The 25269-nt window shown below is 45.5% G+C and carries 22 protein-coding genes; 15 read left to right on the top strand and 7 right to left on the bottom strand.

Annotation, left to right across the window (positions count from 1 at the left end; genetic code table 11):
* Positions 1–81: 81 nt before the first annotated feature.
* On the top strand, positions 82–747 hold the full coding sequence (locus tag BMX95_RS33745; RefSeq protein ID WP_081198331.1) for a hypothetical protein: 666 nt from the start codon (positions 82–84) through the stop codon (positions 745–747).
* A gap of 16 nt (positions 748–763) precedes the next feature.
* On the opposite strand, the gene BMX95_RS33740 is transcribed toward BMX95_RS33745, so the two are convergent.
* Positions 764–1132, bottom strand: a complete 369-nt coding sequence (locus BMX95_RS33740; protein ID WP_081198332.1) for a hypothetical protein — start codon at positions 1130–1132, stop codon at positions 764–766.
* Between the two features lie 376 nt (positions 1133–1508).
* Here BMX95_RS33740 and BMX95_RS33735 point away from each other — a divergent pair, with 376 nt between their 5' ends.
* The 3 genes from BMX95_RS33735 (at position 1509) to BMX95_RS33725 (ending at position 4826) form a co-directional block, all read left to right on the top strand.
* Positions 1509–2924, top strand: coding sequence for a tetratricopeptide repeat protein (locus BMX95_RS33735; protein ID WP_081198333.1), 1416 nt, complete (start codon positions 1509–1511; stop codon positions 2922–2924).
* A 250-nt stretch (positions 2925–3174) separates the two neighbouring features.
* Positions 3175–3948, top strand: coding sequence for a phosphosulfolactate synthase (locus BMX95_RS33730; RefSeq protein WP_081198334.1), 774 nt, complete (start codon positions 3175–3177; stop codon positions 3946–3948).
* Positions 3949–4091: 143 nt separating this feature from the next.
* A complete protein-coding gene (locus BMX95_RS33725; protein WP_081198335.1) occupies positions 4092–4826 on the top strand; it encodes a shikimate dehydrogenase family protein in 735 nt (244 codons plus the stop codon).
* 145 nt (positions 4827–4971) lie between these two features.
* On the opposite strand, the gene BMX95_RS33720 is transcribed toward BMX95_RS33725, so the two are convergent.
* The 5 genes from BMX95_RS33720 to BMX95_RS33700 form a co-directional block, all read right to left on the bottom strand.
* The gene (locus BMX95_RS33720) at positions 4972–5403 is read right to left on the bottom strand and encodes an acyl-CoA thioesterase (protein WP_081198336.1); all 432 of its coding nucleotides are present in this window, start codon (positions 5401–5403) and stop codon (positions 4972–4974) included.
* A gap of 47 nt (positions 5404–5450) precedes the next feature.
* Positions 5451–6488, bottom strand: coding sequence for a hypothetical protein (locus tag BMX95_RS33715; protein WP_081198337.1), 1038 nt, complete (start codon positions 6486–6488; stop codon positions 5451–5453).
* 10 nt (positions 6489–6498) lie between these two features.
* Positions 6499–7005, bottom strand: coding sequence for an RNA polymerase sigma factor (locus BMX95_RS33710; protein WP_242673029.1), 507 nt, complete (start codon positions 7003–7005; stop codon positions 6499–6501).
* Between the two features lie 101 nt (positions 7006–7106).
* Positions 7107–7697, bottom strand: coding sequence for an RdgB/HAM1 family non-canonical purine NTP pyrophosphatase (gene rdgB / locus BMX95_RS33705; RefSeq protein ID WP_081198339.1), 591 nt, complete (start codon positions 7695–7697; stop codon positions 7107–7109).
* A gap of 119 nt (positions 7698–7816) precedes the next feature.
* A complete protein-coding gene (locus BMX95_RS33700) occupies positions 7817–8413 on the bottom strand; it encodes a hypothetical protein (RefSeq protein WP_133053871.1) in 597 nt (198 codons plus the stop codon).
* 135 nt (positions 8414–8548) lie between these two features.
* Between BMX95_RS33700 and BMX95_RS33695 the strand changes: the two genes are divergently transcribed.
* The 3 genes from BMX95_RS33695 (at position 8549) to rpsG (ending at position 11340) form a co-directional block, all read left to right on the top strand.
* Positions 8549–9613, top strand: a complete 1065-nt coding sequence (locus BMX95_RS33695; RefSeq protein ID WP_081198341.1) for a branched-chain amino acid aminotransferase — start codon at positions 8549–8551, stop codon at positions 9611–9613.
* An 851-nt stretch (positions 9614–10464) separates the two neighbouring features.
* Positions 10465–10845, top strand: coding sequence for a 30S ribosomal protein S12 (rpsL, locus tag BMX95_RS33690; RefSeq protein ID WP_081198342.1), 381 nt, complete (start codon positions 10465–10467; stop codon positions 10843–10845).
* A 27-nt stretch (positions 10846–10872) separates the two neighbouring features.
* A complete protein-coding gene (rpsG, locus tag BMX95_RS33685) occupies positions 10873–11340 on the top strand; it encodes a 30S ribosomal protein S7 (protein WP_081198343.1) in 468 nt (155 codons plus the stop codon).
* Positions 11341–11549: 209 nt separating this feature from the next.
* Here the strand turns inward: rpsG and BMX95_RS33680 are convergent, their stop codons facing one another.
* The gene (locus BMX95_RS33680; RefSeq protein ID WP_081198344.1) at positions 11550–14174 is read right to left on the bottom strand and encodes a S8 family serine peptidase; all 2625 of its coding nucleotides are present in this window, start codon (positions 14172–14174) and stop codon (positions 11550–11552) included.
* Positions 14175–14453: 279 nt separating this feature from the next.
* On the opposite strand from BMX95_RS33680, the gene BMX95_RS33675 reads away from it, so the two are divergent.
* The 8 genes from BMX95_RS33675 (at position 14454) to BMX95_RS33640 (ending at position 25124) form a co-directional block, all read left to right on the top strand.
* Positions 14454–15248, top strand: coding sequence for a M57 family metalloprotease (locus BMX95_RS33675; protein ID WP_081198345.1), 795 nt, complete (start codon positions 14454–14456; stop codon positions 15246–15248).
* Positions 15249–15602: 354 nt separating this feature from the next.
* Entirely contained in the window at positions 15603–16391 is a 789-nt protein-coding gene (locus tag BMX95_RS33670; RefSeq protein ID WP_081198346.1) for a M57 family metalloprotease, read from the top strand.
* Between the two features lie 192 nt (positions 16392–16583).
* On the top strand, positions 16584–18734 hold the full coding sequence (fusA, locus tag BMX95_RS33665) for an elongation factor G (protein ID WP_081198347.1): 2151 nt from the start codon (positions 16584–16586) through the stop codon (positions 18732–18734).
* A gap of 213 nt (positions 18735–18947) precedes the next feature.
* Positions 18948–19244, top strand: coding sequence for a YXWGXW repeat-containing protein (locus BMX95_RS33660; protein ID WP_081198348.1), 297 nt, complete (start codon positions 18948–18950; stop codon positions 19242–19244).
* 137 nt (positions 19245–19381) lie between these two features.
* Entirely contained in the window at positions 19382–21586 is a 2205-nt protein-coding gene (locus tag BMX95_RS33655) for a S9 family peptidase (RefSeq protein ID WP_081198349.1), read from the top strand.
* 36 nt (positions 21587–21622) lie between these two features.
* Positions 21623–23497 carry an LTA synthase family protein gene (locus BMX95_RS33650; RefSeq protein WP_081198350.1) on the top strand — a complete coding sequence of 625 codons (1875 nt, stop codon included), beginning with the start codon at positions 21623–21625 and terminating at the stop codon, positions 23495–23497.
* A gap of 130 nt (positions 23498–23627) precedes the next feature.
* Positions 23628–24335 (top strand): hypothetical protein, encoded by a 708-nt coding sequence (locus BMX95_RS33645; RefSeq protein WP_081198351.1) that lies wholly within the window; start codon positions 23628–23630, stop codon positions 24333–24335.
* 42 nt (positions 24336–24377) lie between these two features.
* Complete coding sequence (locus tag BMX95_RS33640) at positions 24378–25124, top strand: hypothetical protein (RefSeq protein ID WP_081198352.1); 747 nt, start codon at positions 24378–24380, stop codon at positions 25122–25124.
* Positions 25125–25269: the final 145 nt, after the last annotated feature.

Genomic DNA, 25269 nt, shown 5'->3' with positions numbered 1-25269 from the left:
TAAAATTAACCGGTCTTTGTATTTTACGCAGCAACTATTATTACCTTATCCCCATCTAGATTATTATTACAACCGTAGATTATGAAAAAGAATATTGCAATACTGTTAGTGAGTGTTTTGGGGATGCAATTGGCGGCCCAGGCACAGCGTAAGGTAAACGAGCTTACCCTTACGTACGATGCCAGTATTTCAAGCGGAAGCAAGGAGCCCAAACTGGCCGATGCCTTTGATGGACATATTAAAACAATCTATATAAAGGGAAACATGAGCCGGGCCGAAATAGCCAGCGCCTTGTTTTCTTCGGCTGCTATTCACGACTCCAAGTCGGGGACCACAGTGGTGTTGAAAGAAGTGAGCGGACAGAAACTGCTGACCAGGATGACCAGTGAGAACTGGGCGGAGACCAATAAACGCTACGACGGGATTACTTTTGCCAATACCAGCGATACCAAATCTATTGCAGGTTATAATTGTATTAAGGCCGTAGCTACGTTTCCTGACGGATCTACTTTTACCGTATACTACACCGCCGATATCGTTCCAGAGAACAAGGACTATGAGTACATGTTCAAGAACCTGAACGGGCTGCCGCTGGAGTATGAATTGGTGCAGGGAAAACTGACCATCAAATACACGGTATCAAAGATCAATATGAACCCGGTACCGGCTTCTAAATTCGATATACCTACATCAGGCTACCGCGAAATAACGTATGAGGATAGTAAAAAATTGAACGCAAGTAATTAAGCTGGAAGTTTCCGGCTTATTTACGTAAGCGGAACTTCAGATCGAAAGCGTTCAGGTTGTTGTGTTGATAAGTTGATTTATCAGGGGTTACATTGATGTTGACCCGGCTGCTGCTTTTATAAGGTAAAATGAATACCTTATTGCCTTGCTGATAAGTCACCACGGTGTTGCAGGTGATTACGTTGTTGGTGCGAACACTGTAGAAAGTGTGGCTTCCAGTATAGGAAGGACCGGCTTTCAGGGTAAAGCCATTTGTGGTTCTGATAGGAGTAAAATCGGGTTTGCGAAGCGACTCCGCCTTCTTTTTGTCACCACCTCCGCTGCTGGCCAGCGCAAGCGCAAATGCCCCGATCATCGCACAACTGATGATGGTCTTTTTAAGCATGTGGTTAAGTTTTAGCGTAAAGTTTGCTTGCATATTGACTACAAAAATATAAAAAAATATTTGGTTTTCTTTAACCCTCCGGATTAAAGTTTATACTTCTCTTAACGTATGAGATACCTAAATGTTACGGATTTCATAACAAAAGGGTTGGGATTTTCACAATTATTTGATTGGTATTTGTAAACAATTGTAATTCAAACACTATACAGTCTTTGATCATTGATGAACCATTGACAAATGCGCGGGTTAAATGGGGATAAAAAGAGCGGTTTTTATGCTAAATTCACCCCAGTTGATCGTGTTGACAGGTGTCAGAAATTAAAATTGGTAACCATTTATGAAAATCCTATTTTACATTAACCTACTATTTAAATAAATGAGAGAAAATCCGTTTCGTCAGGATAATGAAGAAATCAGAGAGTTAGTTAAGCAGTTCCAGAATCTGAAAGCGGGGCGGGGAAATTCCTTTTTGGAAGAAGAGGCCTTTGAAAAGATCATTGACTATTTTGATGACGTAGAAGACCTGCCGCAAGCGCTGGAAGCTGCTGAAATGGGTATTGAACAATATCCGTATTCATCGGCATTGCTTATTAAAAAAGCTGACCTCCTGATAGCCACCAGGCACTATAACGAGGCCCTGGAAATACTCAATCACGCCGAATTACTCGATAGCAACGATATCAACCTGTATATTCTTAAAACAGACGTTTACCTGGCGCTGGACCAGCAGGAGAAAGCAGTGGAACTGCTTGAAAATGCCCTCCAGTTGTTCGAAGGCCAGGAACGCATAGAGTTGTTGTTTGAGCTGGCCGACGTGTATGATGACTACGAAGAATTCGACAAGATCTTCGACTGCCTCAAGCTGATCCTTGAACAGGAACCAGCCAACGAAGAAGCATTGTACAAGATCTGCTTCTGGACCGATTTTACCGGCCGCAATGAAGAAAGCATTACGCTGCATCAGCAGATCATAGAAGAAAACCCCTACAGCGAGCTGGCCTGGTTTAACCTGGCAGCAGGCTTTCAGGGGTTAAAACTTTACGAAAAGGCCATCGATGCCTATAAGTACGCGGTTGCCATCGACGAAAAGTTCGATTATGCCTACCGTAATATGGGCGATGCCTTTATTCGGTTACGTAAGTACAAAGACGCCATTGAAGTACTGGAAAAGGTGTTGGAGTTGTCGAGGCCCGAAGATGTGATTTATGAGGCTATAGGACACTGCTACGACCGCATGAAGAATTTTGCACAGGCAAGGTTCTATTATCGCAAGGCTTCGCATTTGAACCAGGGCGACAGCAAGCTGTATTACAAAATAGCCTGTACCTATATCAACGAAGAACAGTGGTCGATGGCCGTAAAACAGCTGGAAAGCGCCATGCAGATCCACCGCCTGCAGCCGGAGTACAACCTGGCCATGGGTGAATGTAAAATGCAGCTGGGCGATTATAAAGAAGCTATACAGTATTTTTCTAATGTGGTTCGGCAACGGCCGCGTAATATCTCAAGCTGGGAAGCGCTTATCCGCTGTTTATACCAGGGCGAATTTTATGAAGAAGCCCTTGAACAGGCGAAGGCAGCTTTAAAGATCACCGAATCTAAACCCATATTCTTATACTACATCAGCGCCATTTACCTGGCATTGGGTAAAACCAAGGAGGGCCTGTTGCAGCTGGAATCAGCATTGATGGCTTCGCCCAAATTGTTGAAAAAGCTGATACACCTGAATCCCGCTATATTGCGGCATCCGCTGGTTATGGATGTAATAGCCCATCATAAGAAAAAGAATTAATACGCCCGTTTTAATAACAACAGACCTGCCAGTGCAAACCCTTAGGATAAACTGACAGGTCAAATTATTAGTCTACCTGGCTGGTTATTGCATAGCGCCGGCGTTTTAATTTCAATTTAACAGTCTTCTTATCATTAGCTAATGTGATTAGCGAAATGGTTTGTGCATATGATTTTAACCATATCGCTTGTATGATGTTTTCCATTATTTTTGCGGCGGCTTTAAAAATTGTTGCACAAAAAAACTAGGAATGAATTTTAACCTCACACAGATCCCCGACAGGATTAAGAAACCACGCAACAGCGGTATTACCATGGTAATGGATAAGGGCCTCAGCATTCCGGAAGCGCAAAATATGATGAGCGTGGGACACCCGCACATCGATATTGTTAAGCTCGGCTTTGGCACTTCATTCGTAACACCCAACCTGCGTGAAAAGATTGAAGTTTACAAATCGTATGACATTCCCGTTTATTTTGGCGGCACTTTGTTTGAGGCGTTCCTGATCCGTAACCAGTTCAATGATTACATCAGTGTTTGTAAAGAGTATGGTATTTCCTATATGGAAGTAAGTGACGGCTCTATCAATATTCCCCATGCGGAAAAATGCGGGTATATTGAAAAGCTGGCCAAACATGGTACCGTACTTAGTGAAGTGGGAAGTAAAGATGCTGCTCATATTATCCCCCCTTATAAATGGATCGAGTTGATGAGTGCCGAGCTGAAAGCCGGTTCTTCCTACGTAATTGCCGAAGCCCGCGAAGCTGGTAACGTAGGTATTTACCGGGGCTCTGGTGAAGTACGGGAAGGCCTGGTACAGGAGATCTTAACCCAGATACCTGGCGAAAAGATCCTGTGGGAAGCGCCTCAAAAAGCACAGCAGCTGTACTTTATTGAGCTGTTGGGCTGTAACGTAAACCTGGGTAACATTGCGCCTACTGAAGTAATTCCTTTGGAAACCATGCGTATTGGTTTGCGTGGCGATACGTTCAATTTGTTCCTGAACGGAAACGGACAGCACTAATCGTGAGTTGTGAGTAGTGAGTTGTGAGTGAGATCTCGCGATAATTCAGACTTCCGAGCAATTGGGAGCCCACTCACCACTGACAACTGACCACTCACTATTATACTTAAGATCTCAGAGGCATCAGTTAAAACGAATTCGTTATGAAAAAGTATGGCTTGATTGGCTATCCGTTAAGCCATTCATTTTCTCAGAAATATTTTACAGAAAAGTTCCAGCGGGAAGGGATCACCGGTTGCGTGTATGATAATTTCCCGCTGGCTTCTATTGATGAGTTTGCTGCGCTTATTCAAACACAGACCGATCTGCATGGTCTGAATGTTACCATTCCCTACAAAGAGAAAGTTATTCCCTTCCTTACGGCACAAAGCGAGGTGGTAAAAACCATTGGCGCCTGTAACTGCATCAGAATTGAGAACGGTGAGCTAACCGGTCATAATACCGATGTGGTTGGTTTTGAAGAATCGTTAAGACCTTTACTGCAACCACATCATAAAAAGGCGCTGGTGCTGGGCACCGGCGGCGCTGCCAAAGCCGTGCATTTTGTACTGAACAAGCTGGGAATTGAGTTTTATGAAGTGTCACGCACGCCGGGAACTACCCGTCAGTTGTCATACCAACAGGTTGATGAAGCAGTAATAAAGGAACACGAGGTGATCATCAATACCAGTCCGCTGGGTATGTATCCCAACATCGATGAATGCCCGCCATTGCCATACCAGGCGCTTACTTCCAGCCATTATTTGTTCGACCTGGTGTACAATCCCGCTAAAACATTATTCTTACAAAAAGGGGAGGAGCAAGGGGCTGCTATCAAGAATGGGCATGATATGCTTATTATTCAGGCGGAAGAGAGTTGGAGGATCTGGAATGCCTGAGTTTTTAGGTTTGTGGGTTATTGAGTTTGTATGTTTAAAGTTCTAAGTTTAAAGTTTAAAGTTGAAAGTTGAAAGTTTAAAGCTTTCCAGTCCAATTACATCTTTGCCTTCTGTCCTCTGCCATTTTCCTACTGCCTACTGCCTTTCAGCTTTTCAGCTTTTCAGCCACTTCGGTGGGGATAGCCGCAACTTTCTTTTTTGCATAATCATAGCAAACCATACCGGTTTTGGCTACGGCTACTAATTGTGTGGTATTGCCGGAACGCTTTTCGAGTTTGTAATAGAGATCGAAGGAGACTTTGGTAATATCACCTGCTGCTACGGAAGCAATCACTTCATCGCCGTAAAACAATTCGCTTTTGAATTCAATGCCTACGTCGCTCATGATCACACCTACGCCGGCCAGGTCCAGTTCGCCATACCCTAATTGTTTCAGGTATTGCACCCGGGCTTCATGGATCATGCTCAGGATGGTATCATTGCCCACATGTTTGCCATAATTCAGATCGGTAATGCGAACGGGAATGGTAGTAGAGAAAACAAACTGTTCAGGGAGTTCAACTTTAATTCTTGCCATGCTATAAGTGGTTATCTGCCTTTCTTATTCCGCTTTCTAATGCTTCCTTATTCATTTTCTATTAAAAGATCCTTCAGCTCGAGAATGTCGGTGAAGCTGGTAGCTGTAGGAACAAAGGACGCCTGGTTCATGAACTTTTCTTTCCATTCGCTGAAGCGTACTTTCCACAGGCTGTTCTCCTGCATCATGAAATCGAAGTAATCCTGTGGTTCAGCTTCCTGGTTCAGGGTGCTGATGATGTGCAGGAATTTGGAAGAAATGCGGGTTTGCTCTCCATTGGGGCTGGTTACATTGATGTAACAGTTGTCAGGAGAAGTAACCAGTTTTTTATCGAGGATAACCTGACCCTTGGCATCGCGGATAAGCGGGGCCTCTACGTCAGGGGAGTTGGCATTGTTGAAATCAACCGCCTGTACGTCATCGGCATAACTGGTAGCAATGGGCTGATAGTCGTAAAAAGCAGTACGACGGGCACCACGGCGGGTAAAGCGGTTGTTGATAAGACCGGCTTCGGTGGAAGCCGATAAAGCGGCAATAGGCTTTTGTGCAAGACGCTCACCGATTTCGGTATCTGCAGCGCGTGTTCTGCCCGGGGCCGTAGAATGGTTGCTGTTGGCAGGGGTCGCAGCGGCTTTGCTGGCAACTCCTGGTGTATCGGCCGTATTATTGGCTTTGTCCAGGAAATACCAGGCGCCAACGGTTAACAATACCATGGCAGCGGCGGCCACAATAGCCCTGCGCGAAGAATGCAGGTCAATGACCCGGCCTTCTTTTTTGGCAGCAGTTTGTTCTGCTGATAAATAGGCGGCTATCTTTTTCCAAACCGAAGCGGGTGGCGCTACGGAAAGGTCATTTAATTTGCTGGCAACCCGTACCTCGTCTGTTTCGCGATCACTACCCAGTTCAGCGGCAATAGTCGACCACAATCCTACCGGCGGAGTAACGGCCAGATCAAACATTTTTTGAGCAACCGGGGTGTCCTCCGCATCAAATTCAGCATTCAGCCTGGCTGCAATGCCGGGCCATACGCCCGGTGGAGGCTGTACTTCGAGGTTATTCAATATGTGTTTTATCTTCGTTGCCATGGTTACCGGGTTATCGCGTATAGGATTTTTGCGTGTCGCTTAAATATTGTGCTATCTTCTTTTGTAAAACTGATTTGGCCCGCGCCAATTGTGATTTGCTGGTTCCCTCACTGATCCCCATCATATCACCGATCTCTTTGTGCGAATATCCCTCCACTACATACAGGTTAAACACTGCTCTGTAGCCGGGAGATAATTCCTGAACAATTTTTATGATGTCTTTTTCTGCCAGGTTTTCAAGAGCCGAGATGTCGGTATTTTCAATAGTCCCTTCTTCTTTTTCAGTAACCATCGACAATTTGGTCGATTTTTTACGAAAGTGTTCGATAGACGTATTTACAAATACCCTTCTGATCCAGCCTTCAAAGGAGCCTTCTGCCCTGAAATGGTGTAAGTTTCTGTAAACCTTTATAAAACCTTCCTGCAGCAGATCCTGCGCGTCTTCGACATTGCTGGCATATCGCAAGCAAACCGCATACATTTTGGGAGAGAAACGGAGATACAGTTCTTCCTGCATACGCCGGTCTCCTGCAATGCATCCTCTTATTAAGTCGGATTCAGATATCGTATAGTTGCTTTTTGGCTCCAAAAAACTTTATCTAAGTATTAAAATTACTCCTATCGTGTTGTAATTACCTGATTTTGCAAAAATAATACAAGTTTGTCAGCTGCCTTTTTGCGGTGACTGATTGTATTTTTTTCTGCCATGGTCATTTCGGCAAAGGTGCGGTCACTGCCGGCTGGTTTAAAAACCGGGTCGTAACCAAATCCGCCGGCACCCGATTGCTCCCGGGTAATATCACCTTCACAAATACCTTCAAAAAGCCATTCCTTACCTTCCCAGATCAGGGAGATCACGGTGCGGAACCGTGCGCGTCGGTTCTCCGAATTGCCCAGTTTGGTCAAGAGCTTTTCGATATTCTTGTCAAAAGCTTTGTCTTCCCCGGCATAGCGGGCGCTTTTTACACCTGGTTCGCCATTAAGTGCTTCCACTTCCAAACCGGTATCTTCACTGAAACAGCTCAAACCTGTTAACTGGTGAATGGTGCGCGATTTTTCTGAAGCATTGGCTTCCAGCGTATCGTGCGGTTCAGGAATGTCGATATCGATGCCAGCCTGTTTTAAAGGGATCACTTCCAGGTGCTGGCCAATAGCCGCCTGAATTTCATCTACTTTATGCTGGTTATTAGTTGCGAATATTAATTGCATAGTTAATCGTAGTCGGCAATCGGTTTAGTAAAGTAGTTTAAAGTTGAAAGTTTAAAGTTAATAAGTCAGTGAGTTATTAAGTCTTGCTGGGTCTGCATTTGAACTTTAAACCCAGGAACTTATAAAAACATCCGCTTTAGGCAATCCCACAACTTCCTCTTCAGCAATTTTGCCTCCTCCGTTTCCTGGTTCAGCTGGCCCAATGAGGGCGTGAACAGGTAGGTGGTGCCGGCATATGGTTGTTCCTTAAACGGTGGAAAACTAATAGGTAATTGAATATCACCCGGTTCTACCCCAAATAATAACAAAGATTTAGGTTGGAGCTGCGCTTTCAGTTTGTCGATGGCTATGGGAGCGGTGGCATAGTTTACAATGGCTACATCGGCCATGTTCAGCTTACAGGCGCCCAGCATTTTGGTCAGGAACTGCAGATCGGCTTCCGGTACATAAACGTCGTTGGGGCAATTTACCACTACACTGATCTGCTGTTTATTGTTACCCAGGGTTTTATATACAACAGGCTCTTCCTGTTTTACCGGTTGTCCCCCTGCCTCCTCCATTATTGGAGGGGGAGTATAGGCTTTTTCCTGCTGGGGCAGGGGACTATCCTCCTGCATCGCCTTTGGCGAACCGCCAGAGGCGGCAACCTCCGGCTGCATCAATGAATTACGATACAGATCGGCAATAACAAAACCCGGTAAATTTATATTAGTCAAGCTCATTTTTTAAAAAGCGTTCTTTATCAAAGATATAGCTGTCTATTGGTTTAGTAGGCTTAACGAACGATTGTTAGTAATTTATTTGACAGCCCGAAACTTTATTTGTTTATTTGCGGCTCAAAAATACTGATTATGGTAGAAGCTTATAGTATCCCGGTTACAAAAATTGAGCGCAGCCGCCTGCCGGGTGTTACGCTCGAAAATATTCCTTTTGGCAAAACCTTTACCGATCACATGTTGGAAGCAGATTTTGTAAATGGTGAGTGGAAGAACGTGGAGATCAGGCCTTACCAGCCGTTGGTGATGAGCCCATCCCTGGCAGCCATTCATTACGGTCAGGCGATATTTGAAGGTATTAAAGCCTATAAGAACGAGGCGGGTGAAGCTCACATTTTCAGACCTTACGATAATTATAAGCGGTTCAATTTTTCAGCTGCCCGCATGGAAATGCCGGAAGTGCCTGAAGACATATTTATAGAAGGGATGCGTAAGCTGGTGGAACTGGATAAAAACTGGATCCCTGCGTTGCACGACCACTCCCTGTATATTCGTCCATTCATGTTCTCCTCAGATGAAATGATTGGTGTACGGCCTTCAGAAAGCTACAAATTCATGATCATTCTGGCGCCTACAGGTCCGTATTACAGCGCGCCCATGCGTATTTATGTGGAAGAGAAATATACCCGTGCCGCACCCGGTGGGGTAGGGCAGGCCAAAGCTGCCGGCAACTATGGTTCTTCTATGTATGTTACCGCCCAGGCAAGGAAAAAAGGCTATGACCAGGTTTTATGGACAGACGTATATGAGCACAAATACGTACAGGAAATAGGGACCATGAATGTGTTCTTTGTGATCGGTAATAAGGCTTATACGCCCGATCTGAGCACTGGTACCATCCTGGCAGGGGTTACCCGCGACAGTGTGATGACCATTCTGGAAGAAATGGGCCTGCAGGTAGAAGAACAACCCGTTTCTGTAGACATGCTTATGGAGGCGTATAAGGCAAGTGAGCTGCGTGAGGTGTTTGGCACCGGTACGGCTGCTACGGTGTCGCTGATCCGCGAGTTGCGGTATAAGGATTTTGTCATGTCTTTCGACACCACCCAGTGGAAGGTTACCCCGGAAATTAAAAGCCGCCTGGATGACATCCGGGAAGGCCGCGTTGCCGACAACCACGGTTGGATGTTTAAGATATAGGAGCAGCCCGCAGGGCAAAAATTATTGATTCAGGTTAGGAGCTCGTAGTAGAATTTATTCTGCTTACCATTCAATTGTGAAAAGTTGAAACCTCCTGCCTGTTTAGATATTTCATCCGATAAGCTCTCTGAACGTTCCTTTAATCTGGAAATGTTCAGGGAGCTTATTTATTGCATAAAGGGTGCTGACAAGCCCTCTAAAGTAGAAGCAACGTGTTCTTGTCTCGTGGACACATCTTCCTTGAATCTGATCTTAAATGTATAACATCTTCTAATCCAGATACAATTGGTAATAGAATAAAAGAGGGTAGTGAACAATCGGTAAGGGTGGTGCTGGATATTACTTCATCCATTTCCCAAAAACGTTTAATAGAGGGGTTAAAAACCGGGTGCGAAAGAAATAATGAACTGAAGGAGATTTTGCTTTTTTACAATTCGGTCTTTTACAGGCTGGCAGTTACACAGATTATAAGCAAACGGATCTTCGACCTCATTAAATAAAAACAGGCCTCACGTGGAGACCTGTAACATTTTCGTCGTTGGGGAGCTTTTTACGACTCAGCCGCCGATTAATTAAAATTATAAAAAATATTTTTAATAATAATGTTTTTTACACGCCCAAGACCGGTTCCAGAGTTTAAAGAAATCTAGTCACCTCAGAACCTGGAAAAAAACAACCAATAGGGATAATTCTATTCAAAACAGGAGAAAAATACGTGTAAAGTTGATTTTTTTGCCTTGTTTTACAGGAAATTAACCGGTTATACACAATACCTTAAAAATTGAAGCTTATTTTTTTGGTTATAAATTTTAACCGCTTACCTTTGCCGTCCCAAAATCAAAAGGTTCAGAATGCCTACTATACAACAATTGGTAAGAAAAGGAAGAGAAATTATTAAGGCTAAGAGCAAGTCTAGAGCATTAGACGCCTGCCCCTTCCGCCGTGGTGTGTGCACCCGTGTTTATACAACCACTCCTAAGAAGCCTAACTCAGCTTTACGTAAAGTGGCCAAAGTACGTTTGACAAATAAAGTGGAAGTGATCGCCTATATCCCAGGTGAAGGACACAACCTGCAAGAGCACTCAATCGTGCTGGTGCGCGGTGGTCGTGTGAAGGATTTGCCAGGTGTACGTTACCACATCGTTCGCGGTAGCTTGGATACTGCGGGTGTAAAAGACCGTAAACAAAGCCGTTCTAAATACGGAACTAAAAAGGAAAAGGCTAAAAAATAATTTAGACAGTTCTACAAATTTTTATAAATGAGGAAGACAAAAGTCAAAAAAATTCCCTTAGCACCTGATGCCAGGTACAATGATTTGATGGTAACTCGTTTTATCAACAACCTCATGTGGGAAGGTAAAAAGAATACAGCTTTCAATATATTCTATACTGCATTGGATCGCGTTGCTAAAACAACCGGCGAAAATGGGTATGAAGTATGGAAAAAAGCACTGAGCAACGTTACGCCTGCTGTAGAAGTACGCAGCCGTAGAATTGGTGGTGCTACATTCCAGATCCCGGCAGAAGTTCGTGTTGATAGAAAAATTTCTCTCAGCATGAAATGGCTGATCCGCTATAGCCGTGAAAGAAACGGTCGTAGCATGGCTGAAAAACTGGCTAACGAAATCGTTGCTGCCAGCAAAGGTGAGGGCGGTGCTTTCAAAAAGAAAGAAGATACCCACCGTATGGCTGAAGCCAACAAGGCTTTTGCTCACTTCCGCGTATAACTTACGTATAGTATATCTTACCATATATACCCACCAGTTTTCTGGTGGGTTTTTTTGCTTGTCCTCCGGTGAGTAGTCAGTAGTGAGTTGTGAGTTAGCTCGCTATTGTTTTGATCTTCGAACAAAAGCGAAGAAACTCAAACGTGTAGCGACTTCTCTATTATTTAGACTTCTGAACAGTCGGGGACCCACTCACCACTCACTACTCACTACTGCACCATCACTTTGGTAGTAAACTCCTTCTTTCCATTCTTTTTGATCATTGCAAAATAAACACCGCTTGTAAGTCCATGCAAGGGCACCATTTCCACCGTTTGTTGTAACCGGTATTGTAATACCTGTTGTCCGAGCGTGTTGTACAGCAGCAGGTAGGTGTTTTCAGGTTCCTCCCTGGCAAGCACCGATAAATAACTGGTAGTTTTTACCGGATTGGGGAAAATAAGATACCGGGTAGTGAGGAAGTAATAAATGCTTTGGGGACTACTGTAAATGATCATTCCATTGTTGAGTTCGATCTTAACCCGGTAGGTATTTACGCCGTCTTTGAGGTTTTTGTCGGCCCATTCGTAATAAAGTATAGTGATGGGTTGAAATGTTTGCAAAGGCTCGTATCCGCTACTGGTGAGCTTCTCAAACGTTACGCTTTTCACATTCAGGGTGGTGCCAATTTCGGCCATCAGCAAACCGGTATTCCCATTATCCAGGTCAACCAGAAAATTCTTCAGGTAACAATCAACACCCTGTGTTTGGTAGTTGATGGTATACGCTTTAAGGGCAGGGCGGCTGGGCATGACCAGAGGCGCTACGGTGTACCACAAAAAATTACCTGGCTGCCGAACGATGAGGCTGGTATCGGATGTAGTGATCACCGGCTCCAGGTATTTTTGGCCCAAACGAAATACCCGGTAGGTATCGATGCCGCGAATGCGGTCCCAGAACAGCATGGCAGAATCGGCGCAATTAAACCCAACATGAACAGCCAATAACGGGGATATAGTGAAGGTGTCGGATGTGAATACCTGTCCGTTGATGGTCATTCGTAACAGGGCGATACTGCAGGTGTCGGGGGCGTGCCAGTAGGCATATCCCTGCGACAGGGCAGGGGTGTTCCCGATGGTTTGCCAGCTGGCACCTTTATCGAGACTGTACTCTAGTGAACCAGCATTGGTATTGAAAGTAGAAGACCAACGCAACAGGTTGTCTTCGCCGCTTTTTGCATAGTCAACCGCGGTAGGGAACTGCCATTGAAACTGATCAGGCGCTTCGGTTTGCCAGGCAATAGCGTACGGCTGACTTCCACCGCCGGCCACTGCAAACCCCCTGACACGGATGGCATAGGTGCCTGCAATGGGATTGTCGATGGTGACCTGTTCAACGGTATTCAGGTCGTCTTTTTTTCGCACGGCGGGTTTTAACAGGGAATCAATTATGGGGGCGGGACTTAGCACCCAGGGAAGCCAGACCTGCCCGCTGTTATCAACCAATTCCAGATCCAGGTCGTTTATTAGTGCTTTCGGGGCATTGGCGGCGGCGGCGGGGTCTAACCAGCAAAGGGTAACCTTTAGCTGCCGGGTATTGGCGGGTACGTTGATGGTGAGTGTTTGCGTGCCGCCCTGGGCTGCCGAACCGGAAGAGTATTGTTCATTTGCCAGTGTCTGCATAGCCTTCCAGGCGTTCAGGCTGCCGTAACCCGACTGGTAATCGGGCCCTTTATTGCCCCGGTCATCGGCACTGTTTACTAAAAGGGCTTTTATCAGGGAAGCAGGGGGCAGGGGCCCGCCATGTTTTTCTTTGTAGTACTGCTGCAGCAAAAGCACGGTGCCCGAAGTATGGGCGGCTGCACCGGAGGTGCCGTCTTCGCCAAAGGCTATGAGTTCAGGCTTTATGCGCCCGTCATAGGCGGGGCCGCGGGAACTGAGAAAGGCTACATTGCCAAATGAATCGGTGGCGCCTACTGTGAGAATGTTCTTGGCCATTTTGAAACTACCGGTAAGATTGGCCATGCTGCTGATGCCTGCATACGGGCCGTTGCTGACCAGGTTGCCTGAATTGCCCGAGGAAAAAACATGCAGCAACCCGGGATTATTGATGATGCTGGCATCATAAGCGGCCGCATCGGCCCCATAATAATTTTCGATGCCGGTTCCATAAGAATGATTCTGTACCGTAATCCCATACTGCCTGTATACATTATCGCCATCAGGTAACAGGGTAGCAAAATTGGAGGATACGATAGACGCTGCCGGCACTACGCCACTGCCGGTATAAAATGAATTTTCTCCGCCTGCAATGATGGTGGCCATATAGGTTGCATGCGAGGCAATGAGGCTGGAGGTTTGCGGGGTGGAAATATACCGGCCTTTGAAATCGATGTCGGTGGTGTCGGGTTTATTTTCCTTTACCGAGGCCACCATGCCAGCCCCGTTTAAAGCAGGGTACTGGCTATGTACCAGGTTGATAGTATTAAGGCTGTTGTCGAATGTTCCAACGGCCAGTTCTTCATGTGGTATACGGGGTACATCTACAAAGCGAACAAAGGGCTGGTTCAGCACTGCGGAATCGATGAGGGGGCCACTGGCCGACACCACCAGCAGACCACCGGCATGTTCCTGAAGAATGCGAACCTGCAGCTGTTTGGTTCGAAAGTAGTTTCTGGCAGAATCGATGTTGGAAGTAACAATCCAGAAGACCTGTTCTTTTTTATCGCTAAACAGTTTGCGGTTGTTTTGTAACAGGGGCGACAGTTTGCGATTAATAGGAATAACGGCAGGTTGCGCCTGTACTATAAGTACGGTGAATGAAAGGATAAGCAGCAGTAGGCCGGTTCGTTTCATGATACAATCTACAAAATTTAGAATGATGATGCACCAATGATCAATATTTAATCAGACAAATGACAGCCTAACTCTATCGGGCATACTAAGTTGAAAACAATTTCTTAATACGGGTACATTAAATGCCAATAAATTATAAGTAAATGTAATACTTCTGCAACACTGTTGCTTTAATAAAAAATGAAATGTGTTACGGATTTTATTAAATTGAATTAGCTTCTATTTGAAACTATTTAATGTTTTGATCTTCTTTTCCATTTAATCTTTAATCAAACACTTATGAGTAAGAACATCCGTAACATGGCTGCCATGGCTGCCTGTACTGTAATGTTATTTGCCTGCCGTAAAAATGTTGCCTCTGAAGAACAGGCTGCCACTCCCTCCGATGATGCCCTTAGTAAAATTTATGCGCTTGGATTTAGCAATAAGAATGTAACTATTAATGAAGATGGGAATTATGTAGTAGAAGGAGATATCGTATTAAGTGATGCCGATCTGGATGCAGTACCCGATATGCAGTTTTTACGGGTGGGCACTGCCGAGCAGTATCGCACCTATAACCTGGTAACGGGGTTGCCGCGAACGATTTCAGTAAGCATTTCCAATAAACTCCCCGGTTCATATGTAGCTGCGTTGGATCAGGCCCTTGCCCGTTATAATGCCGAAAAGCTTCGCATTACTTTTAAGCGGGTTAGTGGCCGGGCTGATATTACCATTGTAAAAAGTGGTGGAAATTTTCTTGCCTCTTCCGGGTTTCCTTCTTCCGGTGATCCTTACAACCAGGTAAAAGTGAATAACACTGCTATAGGCAGTCAGCCACAGGCAACGGTAGCCACTATTCTGGCGCATGAGATAGGGCATTGCATAGGATTCCGTCATACCGATTATATGGACCGGTCGTATAGCTGTAACGGTCAACCCGTGAATGAGGGTGCTTCCACCATCGGGGCTGTATTTATTCCGGGCACCAATCCCAATCCCGATCCCAATTCGTTTATGTTGTCGTGCATAGGCTCAGGTGAAAACCGGCCATTCAATGCGAATGATAAAACGGCTTTGAATTATTTGTATTAAGGGCAGAAGGCAGAGGGCAGAGATGAAAGGCAGTAGGCAGTGGGTAATGGGTAATGGGCCTTTCTATGCTGAAGCTTCTGCGCTTAAAACTTTAAACTTTGAACATTAAACTAAGTATGCTAATTCGTTTATACTAACTCTCTTGCATAGTGTATTTTAGTAATCCCTGAAAAAACTTTTCCACAATAACGGAGACCCTTACGGGTAATTGGGTAAAAAGGTGGTGCTATAGTGGTGCTTCTGCAACCCGGTTGCCATTTTGCGGACATGTGTCACTGGATAATTTTGGTAAATTCATTGGGTATCACGTGCGGTAACCAACGATCAATACCAACTATTTAAATCTACAGACACATGAGAAAGACTATTTTCACGTTAACTGCAGTCGTGGCAGCCTGCATGCTCACGTTATTTGCCTGCCGCAAAAATGTTAAAAGCGATGCTACTTCAATCGTTTCAGACGAAGTGCTTACTAAAATTTACAACCTGGGTTTCAGCAACAAAGATGTATTTGCCGATGGCGGCGATTACATTGTGGAGGGAGATATCCGTATCAGTCAGACCGATCTGAATGAAAAAGCAGATGTTTCTCTTTTACGGGTAGCCGGGGAAGAGCAATACCGTACCACCAACCTGGTGACCGGTTTGCCAAGAAATATTACGGTAAGTCTGGCTTCTGCGTTAAGCACCTGGTCTACTGCTCTGAATACCTGTATTAGCCGGTACAATGCGCTGGGGCTCAGGATTACTTTTACCCGGGTTTCTTCCGGTGGCAATATTCAGATCGTAAGCGGAACGGGCAGTTTTCTGGCTTCATCTGGTTTCCCCAGTGGCGGTAACCCGTATAACCGGGTGATACTCAATGCCAGTGCGGTAGCCGGGCAGCCCAATAACACCGTGGCTTCCATTCTGGCGCATGAAATAGGCCATTGTATTGGTTTCAGACATACCGATTACTTTAACAGAGCCTATAGCTGTGGCGGATCTGCTGTAAATGAAGGATCTGCAGGGGTGGGAGCCATCAATATTCCGGGTACGCCTACCGCCGCTGACCCCAACAGCTGGATGCTGTCCTGTATTGGTTCGGGCCAGAATCGCCCCTTTAATGCAAACGATATCACCGCATTGAACTATCTGTATTAATTTACCATTACCAGTTTGGTTACTGCACCGGGAAAGTCCCTGCCGATCAAGGCGGGACTTTCTTTTTAGCCCCCGCCGGACGCATAATTTTACCCTCTCCCACGCCAAATTCGAGATTATTTTTCTTACCTTTGCCCGCTCATTTTCAGGGCATTTTTCCCTGGAACATTAAAAAGAAAATTTAACAAAGTCATGGCAGACTTACGATTACAAAGAAATTTTGGAATTGCGGCACACATCGATGCCGGTAAAACAACTACTACGGAGCGTATCTTGCGCTATACCGGTATGATCCATAAAATTGGAGAGGTGCATGATGGGGCGGCTACCACCGACTGGATGGAGCAGGAGAAAGAAAGAGGTATCACCATTACTTCTGCTGCTGTTAGCTGCCAGTGGAACTTCCCTACCGTAAAGGGTAAGGCTGACGCCAATACAAAAAAATATTATTTTAATATCATCGATACTCCGGGCCACGTTGACTTTACCATTGAGGTAGAGCGTTCCATGCGTGTACTGGATGGTTTGATCGCCCTGTTCTCTGCCGTTGACGGGGTTGAGCCTCAGTCTGAAACCGTTTGGCGCCAGGCTAACCGTTACAAGGTTCCCCGTATCGGTTTCGTTAACAAAATGGACCGTTCAGGTGCCGACTTCCTGATGGTGGTTAAACAGGTAAAAGAAATGCTGGGTGCAAAAGCTGTTCCCCTGCAGTTGCCTATCGGTGCTGAAGATGATTTCAAAGGCGTGGTTGACCTTATCAAAATGAAAGGTATCATCTGGCACATGGAAACAGAAGGTATGACCTTCGACGAGATCCCTGTACCGGAAGATATGGTTGAAGAAGCAAATGAGTGGAGACAGAACCTGATTGAAGCTGTTGCCGAATACGACGACAAGCTGATGGAGAAATTCTTCGAAGATCCTAATACCATCTCTGAAGATGAAGTGCACGAAGCTATCCGCAAAGCAACGATCGATCTGAGCATCGTTCCAATGATGTGCGGTTCTTCATTCAAAAATAAAGGTGTACAAACTGCCCTGGATGCTGTTTGCCGCTACCTGCCTTCACCTGCTGATATCGATGATATCGTAGGTACTAATCCTGATACTTTGGAACCAGAAGTTCGTAAGGCTGATCCTAAAGCGCCTTTCGCAGCCCTGGCCTTCAAGATCATGACCGATCCATTCGTAGGTCGTTTGGCCTTCTTCCGTTGTTACAGCGGCCACCTCGATGCCGGTTCGTATGTGAAGAACATGCGCAGTGGTAAAAACGAGCGTATCAGCCGTATCATGAAGATGTTTGCCAACAAACAAAACCCCATCGATTTCATCGAAGCTGGTGACATTGGTGCTGCGGTTGGTTTCAAGGAAATCAAAACCGGTGATACCCTGTGCGATGAGAACCATCCTATCGTTCTGGAGAACATGTTCATTCCAGAGCCGGTTATCGCCATCGCCATCGAGCCTAAAACACAGGCCGACGTTGATAAAATGGGTATGGCTATCGCCAAGCTGGTTGAAGAAGATCCTACATTACGTGTAAATACCGATGAAGATACCGGTCAAACCATCCTGCGTGGTATGGGTGAGCTGCATCTGGAGATCATCATCGATCGTATGAGACGCGAATTTAAAGTAGAAGTAAACCAGGGTGCTCCCCAGGTTGCTTATAAAGAAGCTTTCAGAAAATCTGTTGAGCATCGCGAAACCCTGAAAAAACAAACCGGTGGTCGTGGTAAATTCGCCGACATCGTGTTTGAGATCGGGCCCGCTGATGAAGAGTGGCTGAAAGAAAATCCTGATAAAGGCTTCCAGTTCGTGAATGATATCTTCGGTGGATCTATCCCCCGTGAGTTCATTCAACCTATTCAAAAAGGTTTTGAATCAGCAATGAGCAATGGGGTACTGGCAAGCTTCCCTGTTGAGAATGTGAAAGTGCGCATCTTCGACGGTAGCTACCACCAGGTTGACTCTGACGGTATGTCGTTCGAGTTGTGTGCAAGAGCCGGTTTCCGTGAGGCTGGCCGTAAAGCACAACCTGTATTGCTGGAACCAATCATGAAAGTGGAAGTAATCACTCCTGATCAATACATGGGTGATGTTACCGGTGACTTAAACCGTCGTCGTGGTATGCTGGAAGGTATGGATACCCGCGGTAATGCGCAGGTTATTAAAGCCAAAGTTCCATTGAGCGAAATGTTCGGTTACGTAACACAATTACGTAGCTTGTCATCTGGCCGTGCTACCAGCACCATGGAGTTCAGTCACTATTCTCCTGCACCTACCAACATCGCTGAAGAAGTGATCGCCAAGTCAAAAGGCAAGGTGAAAGTAGGTGAGTAATTGAGTTCTCATATCTCTTAATATAAGCCCTTCCCGGTAAAACCTGGAGGGGCTTTTTTATGCGGGTATGCCACCCCTTTTAACAAAACGTATAACCATTTGGGGCATATGTGTTAATGAAATGACAACTAAGTGCGGAGCATTAAACTTACTTTCCTGGTACGGCTCTAAATAAACAGAAAACACATTGTAGAACAACTAAAAATTCATTGTATGAAAAAATATGTTAACCGCATCATTTTAGCAGCAGTACTGGTAGTTGGATTTTCTGTTGCCTCCTCTGCACAAGTAGTAGTAAGAGCTCGTTTAAGCGCACCAGTGGCAGTACGTCCCGTAGCCCCTACACCCCGCCACGTTTGGGTAGATGGTGACTGGCGGCCCCGTCGTGGCCACTACGAATACCAACAGGGCTATTGGGCTGCACCCCGCCGTGGCCGTCACTATATACCCGGTTATTGGGCACCCCGCCGTCATGGATATGTATGGATTGAAGGTCACTGGGGACGCTAAAATTGTTGAAATAGGATACCTACAGATCAGGAGTACTTAAACCAAAACCCCGCTCGTTAAATTGGGCGGGGTTTTTATTTTCGGTAACAATAGTTTGCGTTCAATGTCTTAATTTCCTGCCCCAAAATGTATCAAACATGTCAGTCACCCCTTCGAATTCATTCAGGATCTTTTTATTTTTTATAGTTACCGCCTTCGTACCCATTGTACTGTTTGCCCAGGAGGGCATTAAATGGAATAAAACCGGTAATGGCTATTACCAGTTTGAAGAAGGTGAGCTGGGTTTATATACCCTGCCGAAACAAACCAAAACAGTGATCCTTTCAAAAAAGCAGTTAACCCCCGAGGGTAAAACGGCGCCCCTCAGCGTTCAGAGTTTCAGTTTTACCGCCGACGAAAAAAAGGTGCTGCTGTTTGCCAATACCAAAAAGGTTTGGCGCTTAAGGACCCGCGGTGATTACTTTGTATTTGATACCAATACCGGCGCCCTGACAAAGCTGGGTAAGAACCGGCCGGCTTCCTCGCTGATGTTTGCCAAGTTTTCGCCCGATGGCTCAAAAGTGGCCTATGTAAGCGAGTATAACCTGTATGTGGAAGACCTCGCCTCCGGCAATATACAGCAGCTAACGATGGATGGTAACCGTAAATTCATAAACGGCACCTTCGACTGGGTATATGAAGAAGAGTTCTTTTGCCGCGATGGTTTTCGCTGGAGCCCAGACAGCAAACACATTGCTTACTGGCAAATAGATGCGCGCAAAACAAAGGATTATCTGATGATTGATAATACCGATTCTATTTATCCCTTTGCCGTACCGGTTGAATACCCCATTGCCGGCGAACCACCTTCACCTTTTAAAATTGGCGTAGTGGATATTGCTTCCGCCAAAACACAATGGATGGATATTCCCACCGACCCTGTATTGCAAAGCTATGTGCCGCGCATGGAATGGGCTGCCAATAACAATGAACTGATCATTCAGCATCTGAACCGTTATCAAAACCAGAGCGATCTGATGCTGTGTAATACACAAACCGGCGCCTCGCAGGTTATTTATACCGAAAAAGATTCTGCCTGGATCGATATTCAGCCTTTATGGGATGAAGATTACAGTTACGGCGGCTGGGACTGGCTCAGCGGTGGCAAGGAGTTTATCTGGGCTTCTGAAAAAGACGGCTGGCGCCATTTATACCGCGTTACCCGCGATGGAAAAAAGGAAGTAAAGATCACCAATGGCGATTACGATGTAATGAATATTTCAGCCATCGATGAAAAGAACGGGTATGTATATTTTCTGGCTTCGCCCACCAATGCTACCCAGAAATACCTGTACCGTACCAGGCTGAATGGTAAAGGCCCGGCGGAAAGAGTGTCGCCCGCCAACCAGGAAGGTACACATGAGTATGACCTGTCGCCCACAGCTACCTATGCACAACACATTTTTTCAAACATCTATACGCCATTTACGATCGAGATGATCAGTTTGCCCGATCATAAAGGGTTAAATGGCGGACATGAAGTGAATGATGCCGTTGCCAAGGCCGACAAAAACAGCGGCGTTGAATTCTTCAAAGTAAAAACAGAAGAAGGCATTGAAATGGACGGCTGGATGGTGAAACCCAAAAACTTCGATCCCAACAAAAAATACCCGGTAGTATTTTATGTGTATACCGAACCCTGGGGACAAAATGTAAAAGACCAGTTTGGGGCTGCCAGCGCCTGGTTGTACCGCGGTGATATGGCGGCTGACGGATATGTTTACATTTCCATCGACAACCGCGGAACACCCGTTCCCAAAGGCCGTACCTGGCGCAAGGTGATCTATCGCAATATTGGTAAAATAAACATCCGCGATCAGGCAATGGCCGCCAAAGAAGTTTGCAAATGGCCATTCATCGATACTTCCCGCACGGCAGTATGGGGATGGAGTGGGGGTGGTTCCGCTACCCTTAACCTGATGTTCCAGTTCCCCGAGATCTACAAGACCGGTATCTCCATAGCAGCAGTGGGCAGCATTTTTACTTATGATAATATTTACCAGGAACGTTATATGGGTTTACCACAGGAAAACGCTGCGGATTACGTGCAAGGCTCGCCTGTAACCCATGCCAAAAACTTAAAAGGGAACCTGTTATATATTCATGGTACCGGTGATGACAACGTGCATTATCAAAATGCTGAATTGTTGATAAATGAACTGGTGAAGAACAATAAGCAATTCCAGCTTATGAGTTACCCCAACCGCACACACAGCATTTCCGAAGGTGCCGGCACCCGCGTACATTTGAGCACTTTATATACCACTTACCTGCGGGCACATTGTGAACCAGGTGGCAGATAAATAAAATCCCGGCTAAAAGCCGGGATATTTATAATCATGATGCAAAGAATAAGAGTAGCCTGTCTGTTATATGTGAGCCTGCTGGTATTATATACCTTTATGCGGACAGGCTTCTGTCTTATTCATTTTCAGGGTCAGTTGCATGGGGCTGATATAGTCCGTGTCTTTTATTGGGGCATGCGGCTCGACTTTACGGCTTTGTTCTATATTAATCTTCTTTTTTACGGCTACTATTTTTTTCTACACAACACGCTGCCGGTTACCATACGAACAAGGGTTGCATTAGTATTATTCCTGTTGCTGAATATTCCGTTTATTGCTATCAACTTTATTGACCTCGGTTATTATAGTTTCAATAACCACCGAAGTACAGTTGACCTGGTATTTGTAATGGCCGATTCCATACATGCCACAGGGGCGTTTTTTAAAGATTACTGGTATCTTTTTATATTATTTGTAATTGCTATATTTCTGTTGACGATCACCGCAAGGAGGTTGTTGAAAAGTACATCCAATACGGTACGCCTGCCCTGGTACAGGCAATATGGAGCCGGGTTGGTAACCCTGCTGTTTTTTGTATTGATCGCACGGGGGACAGCAACAAGGCCCATAATGCCATCAACGCCCTTATTATATATTGATGCAGGTTATCAGCCGCTGGCCTCCAATTCATCCCTTACTTTTTTATATTCGGTCTTTAAGCGGCAAACGCAGCTTAAAATAAAGAACTACTTCCCTGCACAAACGATCGATACCATATTCACAATAAAGCGGCAGTATACGCATGCTGAACCATTTCAGCGCAAAAATGTGGTGATTATAATGCTGGAGAGTTTTTGCAGGGAATACCTTGACGATGGAAGTATTTACCGGGCAAAAACGCCATTCCTTGATTCCGTAATTGCGCATAGTACCTGGTGCAGTAATGCGTATGCCAATGGCTTTACCTCAAACCAGGGCATGGTGAGTTTGATAGGGAGCATGCCACCCCTGTTAGATGAACCTTATTACCAGTCAATATACAACGGAAACAGGATCCGGGGTATCGGCACTGTACTGAAAGAGCAGGGCTATTCAACCCATTTTTTTTATGGGGCCAATAACGATCACTTCGGGTTTGGCAAGTTCTGCAAAATGATGGGGATAGATCAGCAGCACACCAGAAATGATTTTAATGATGAGCGTTATTACGATGGGAACTGGGGAATATTCGATCACCGGTTTTTGCCATTTGCCGGCAATATTTTGCAAAGAGTAAATACCCCTTTCCTGGCTGTACTGTATAACATTTCTTCGCACCCGCCTTTTACAGTACCGGCCGATATTGGAAGAATTACCAATGTACCGGGACAAAAACCATCTCAGCAGGCTGTTACTTACGTAGATTACAGCCTGCGATTATTCTTTGACCAGATAAAAAGCGCTGCCTGGTATAAGAACACCGTGTTTGTGTTTTGTGCCGATCATTCGCTTGTTGGTGTTGGTAAAAAATTTGTCATGCATGATGGGATACGGATCCCCATCTTTATTTACGACCCCAACGATCCTGTTCATCGTACTATCACAAGAATGGTTCAGCAAATAGATCTTGTGCCTACCATTCTCGACCGCCTGGCTTATTCAAAACCTTTTTTGTCGTTTGGGCATTCCATATACGATAGTACCGCTCCCCAATATGCAGTATGTAAAAGTCAGGGGCTTCAGCTTATTGACAGTACCTGCCTGTTCAGGTTCGATCCTGTTAAAGATGAACCGGTTTGCTTGTATAAAATAGGGGATACTGCTCTGAAAAACAACCTGCTAAACCAAAAGTCCTGTTCCCCGGATCAGGATCGCCTGTTGCGGTATAGTAAAGCTGTTATACAACGTTATAATAATGCGGTAATTCAAAATCAGCTCTATGTTAAGTAATTGCGGGGCGAGTTGAAGGCACATGGTGAACCAGGTGGCAGATAAGTGCATTCATTAGAAATTTGCTAATTGAGCATTCCTTAACAGATACAATTTTTGATTTCGGCTAACTTTCCATAAAAAGAAAGTTATGCCGAAATCTTTACCCCTTACCGTTATCTCCTTAGTTTTTTGCGTTTCCTGCACTACCACTTTTCAGTATGCCACCCTTAGCAGTCCTGATGTGGTAAAAAACGACCGGCACGAGTTTGTGGTGGAAAACGATAGCCTGAAGTTGACATACAATTTTTCCGGACACGAGGGACCGATCCATGTTTCCATTCAAAACAAGATGGGCGTTCCCGTTTATGTCGACTGGCAACGGTCGGCCATAATTGTTGATGACAAGCCCAGGCCTTATATGTCTGCAGCAATGAAAATAGAAGGCAACGTTGAAGGCAACTCCTACAGGTATGGGGCAAATAACGGACAACTACAAGCCACAGCCGTTCTGCCGTCGACTATAGATTTCATTCCGCCCCGGGCTATTATCAACAAAAATCCGATGCGTTTGTCTGGATTTTACGGCCGCATTCCGGATTCTGCGTTTCATAAATTAAAATATACGGTTTCAGAAGGGGTAACCGTAAAGGCTAAGAAGGCGACGTTTACAGAAGCGACCTCGCCGCTCCGGTTCAGGAGTTATATTACTTACATGGTAGGCGAAACCGGAACCAAACCATTGGCTTTTGAAAGCAGCTTCTTTGTTTCAGAAATAATGAACACTGGCAGTGGACCGATAGAAATGTCGGTAAACAACGGCAACCACGGCGATCAGTATTATAACTTAAGATATTAAGAATTGCTAATTGAGTATTCCTTAATTCATTAAAAGAACGTTATGCAGAAATCTTTACACCTTGTTCTGTTACTCATACCGTTTTGTATTTCCTGTAACCGTTATCAGTATTCTACTATCAGTAGTCCCCAATTGGAGAAGAACGACAGAAACGAACTCGTTTTTGAAAACGACACCCTGGTAATGGTGTATAACTTCATGGGCCCTGATTTAGGACCGACCATATTTATTGAGAACAAATTGATGGAACCTGTTTATATCGACTGGCGGGGTTCGGCCCTGGTTGTAAATGGCCACACGTACAGCTATGCCGCTATTGAGTTAGATCCCCATGGAAATGTTGTGGATGGTTCTGGTTCGGCAACCGTTGATTATATTTCACCGCGTGGTACGTTAAACAAAACGCCCCTGGTGCTTTCGCAGCGTTATTCAACCAGCATTCCGCGAGAGCAGCTTCTCAAGACCACGTACACGGCAGCAGGGTATAGTTATCCGGTGAAAACGGCCATTTTTACCGAGGCTACTTCACCGCTTCGGTTCAGGAGTGATATTACTTACCTGGTGGGTTCCTTAAAAAGCGAACCGCGGTATTTTGAACATAGGTTCTATGTTTCAGGTATGATGAATGCCAAGGCCGGCCCTCAGGCCATAATGCAGAATGGCGACCATGGCAACCAGTTTTTTACTTCGAGGCACAACGGAGGTGGGGCGGCTACAGCGGCGCTTTTAACCGGGGCAATAGTTGAGGGTGTTATTATGGCGGCCGGCGGGCTTATTGGGGGACAGTAGTGGAGAGAGGGCAGAGGGCAGAGGGCAGAAGGCAGAGGGCAGAAGGCAGAAGGCAGAAGGCAGAAGGCAGAGGGCAGAAGGCAGAGGGCAGAAGGCAGAGGGCAGAAGGCAGAGGGCAGAAGGCAGAAGGCAGAGGGCGGAGGGC

It is taken from the genome of Niastella yeongjuensis, from assembly GCF_900110245.1.
GTDB classification, from domain to species: domain Bacteria; phylum Bacteroidota; class Bacteroidia; order Chitinophagales; family Chitinophagaceae; genus Niastella; species Niastella yeongjuensis.
The sequence above is the reverse complement of the archived record's forward strand: the minus strand, read 5'-3'. Positions and strand labels throughout refer to the sequence as shown.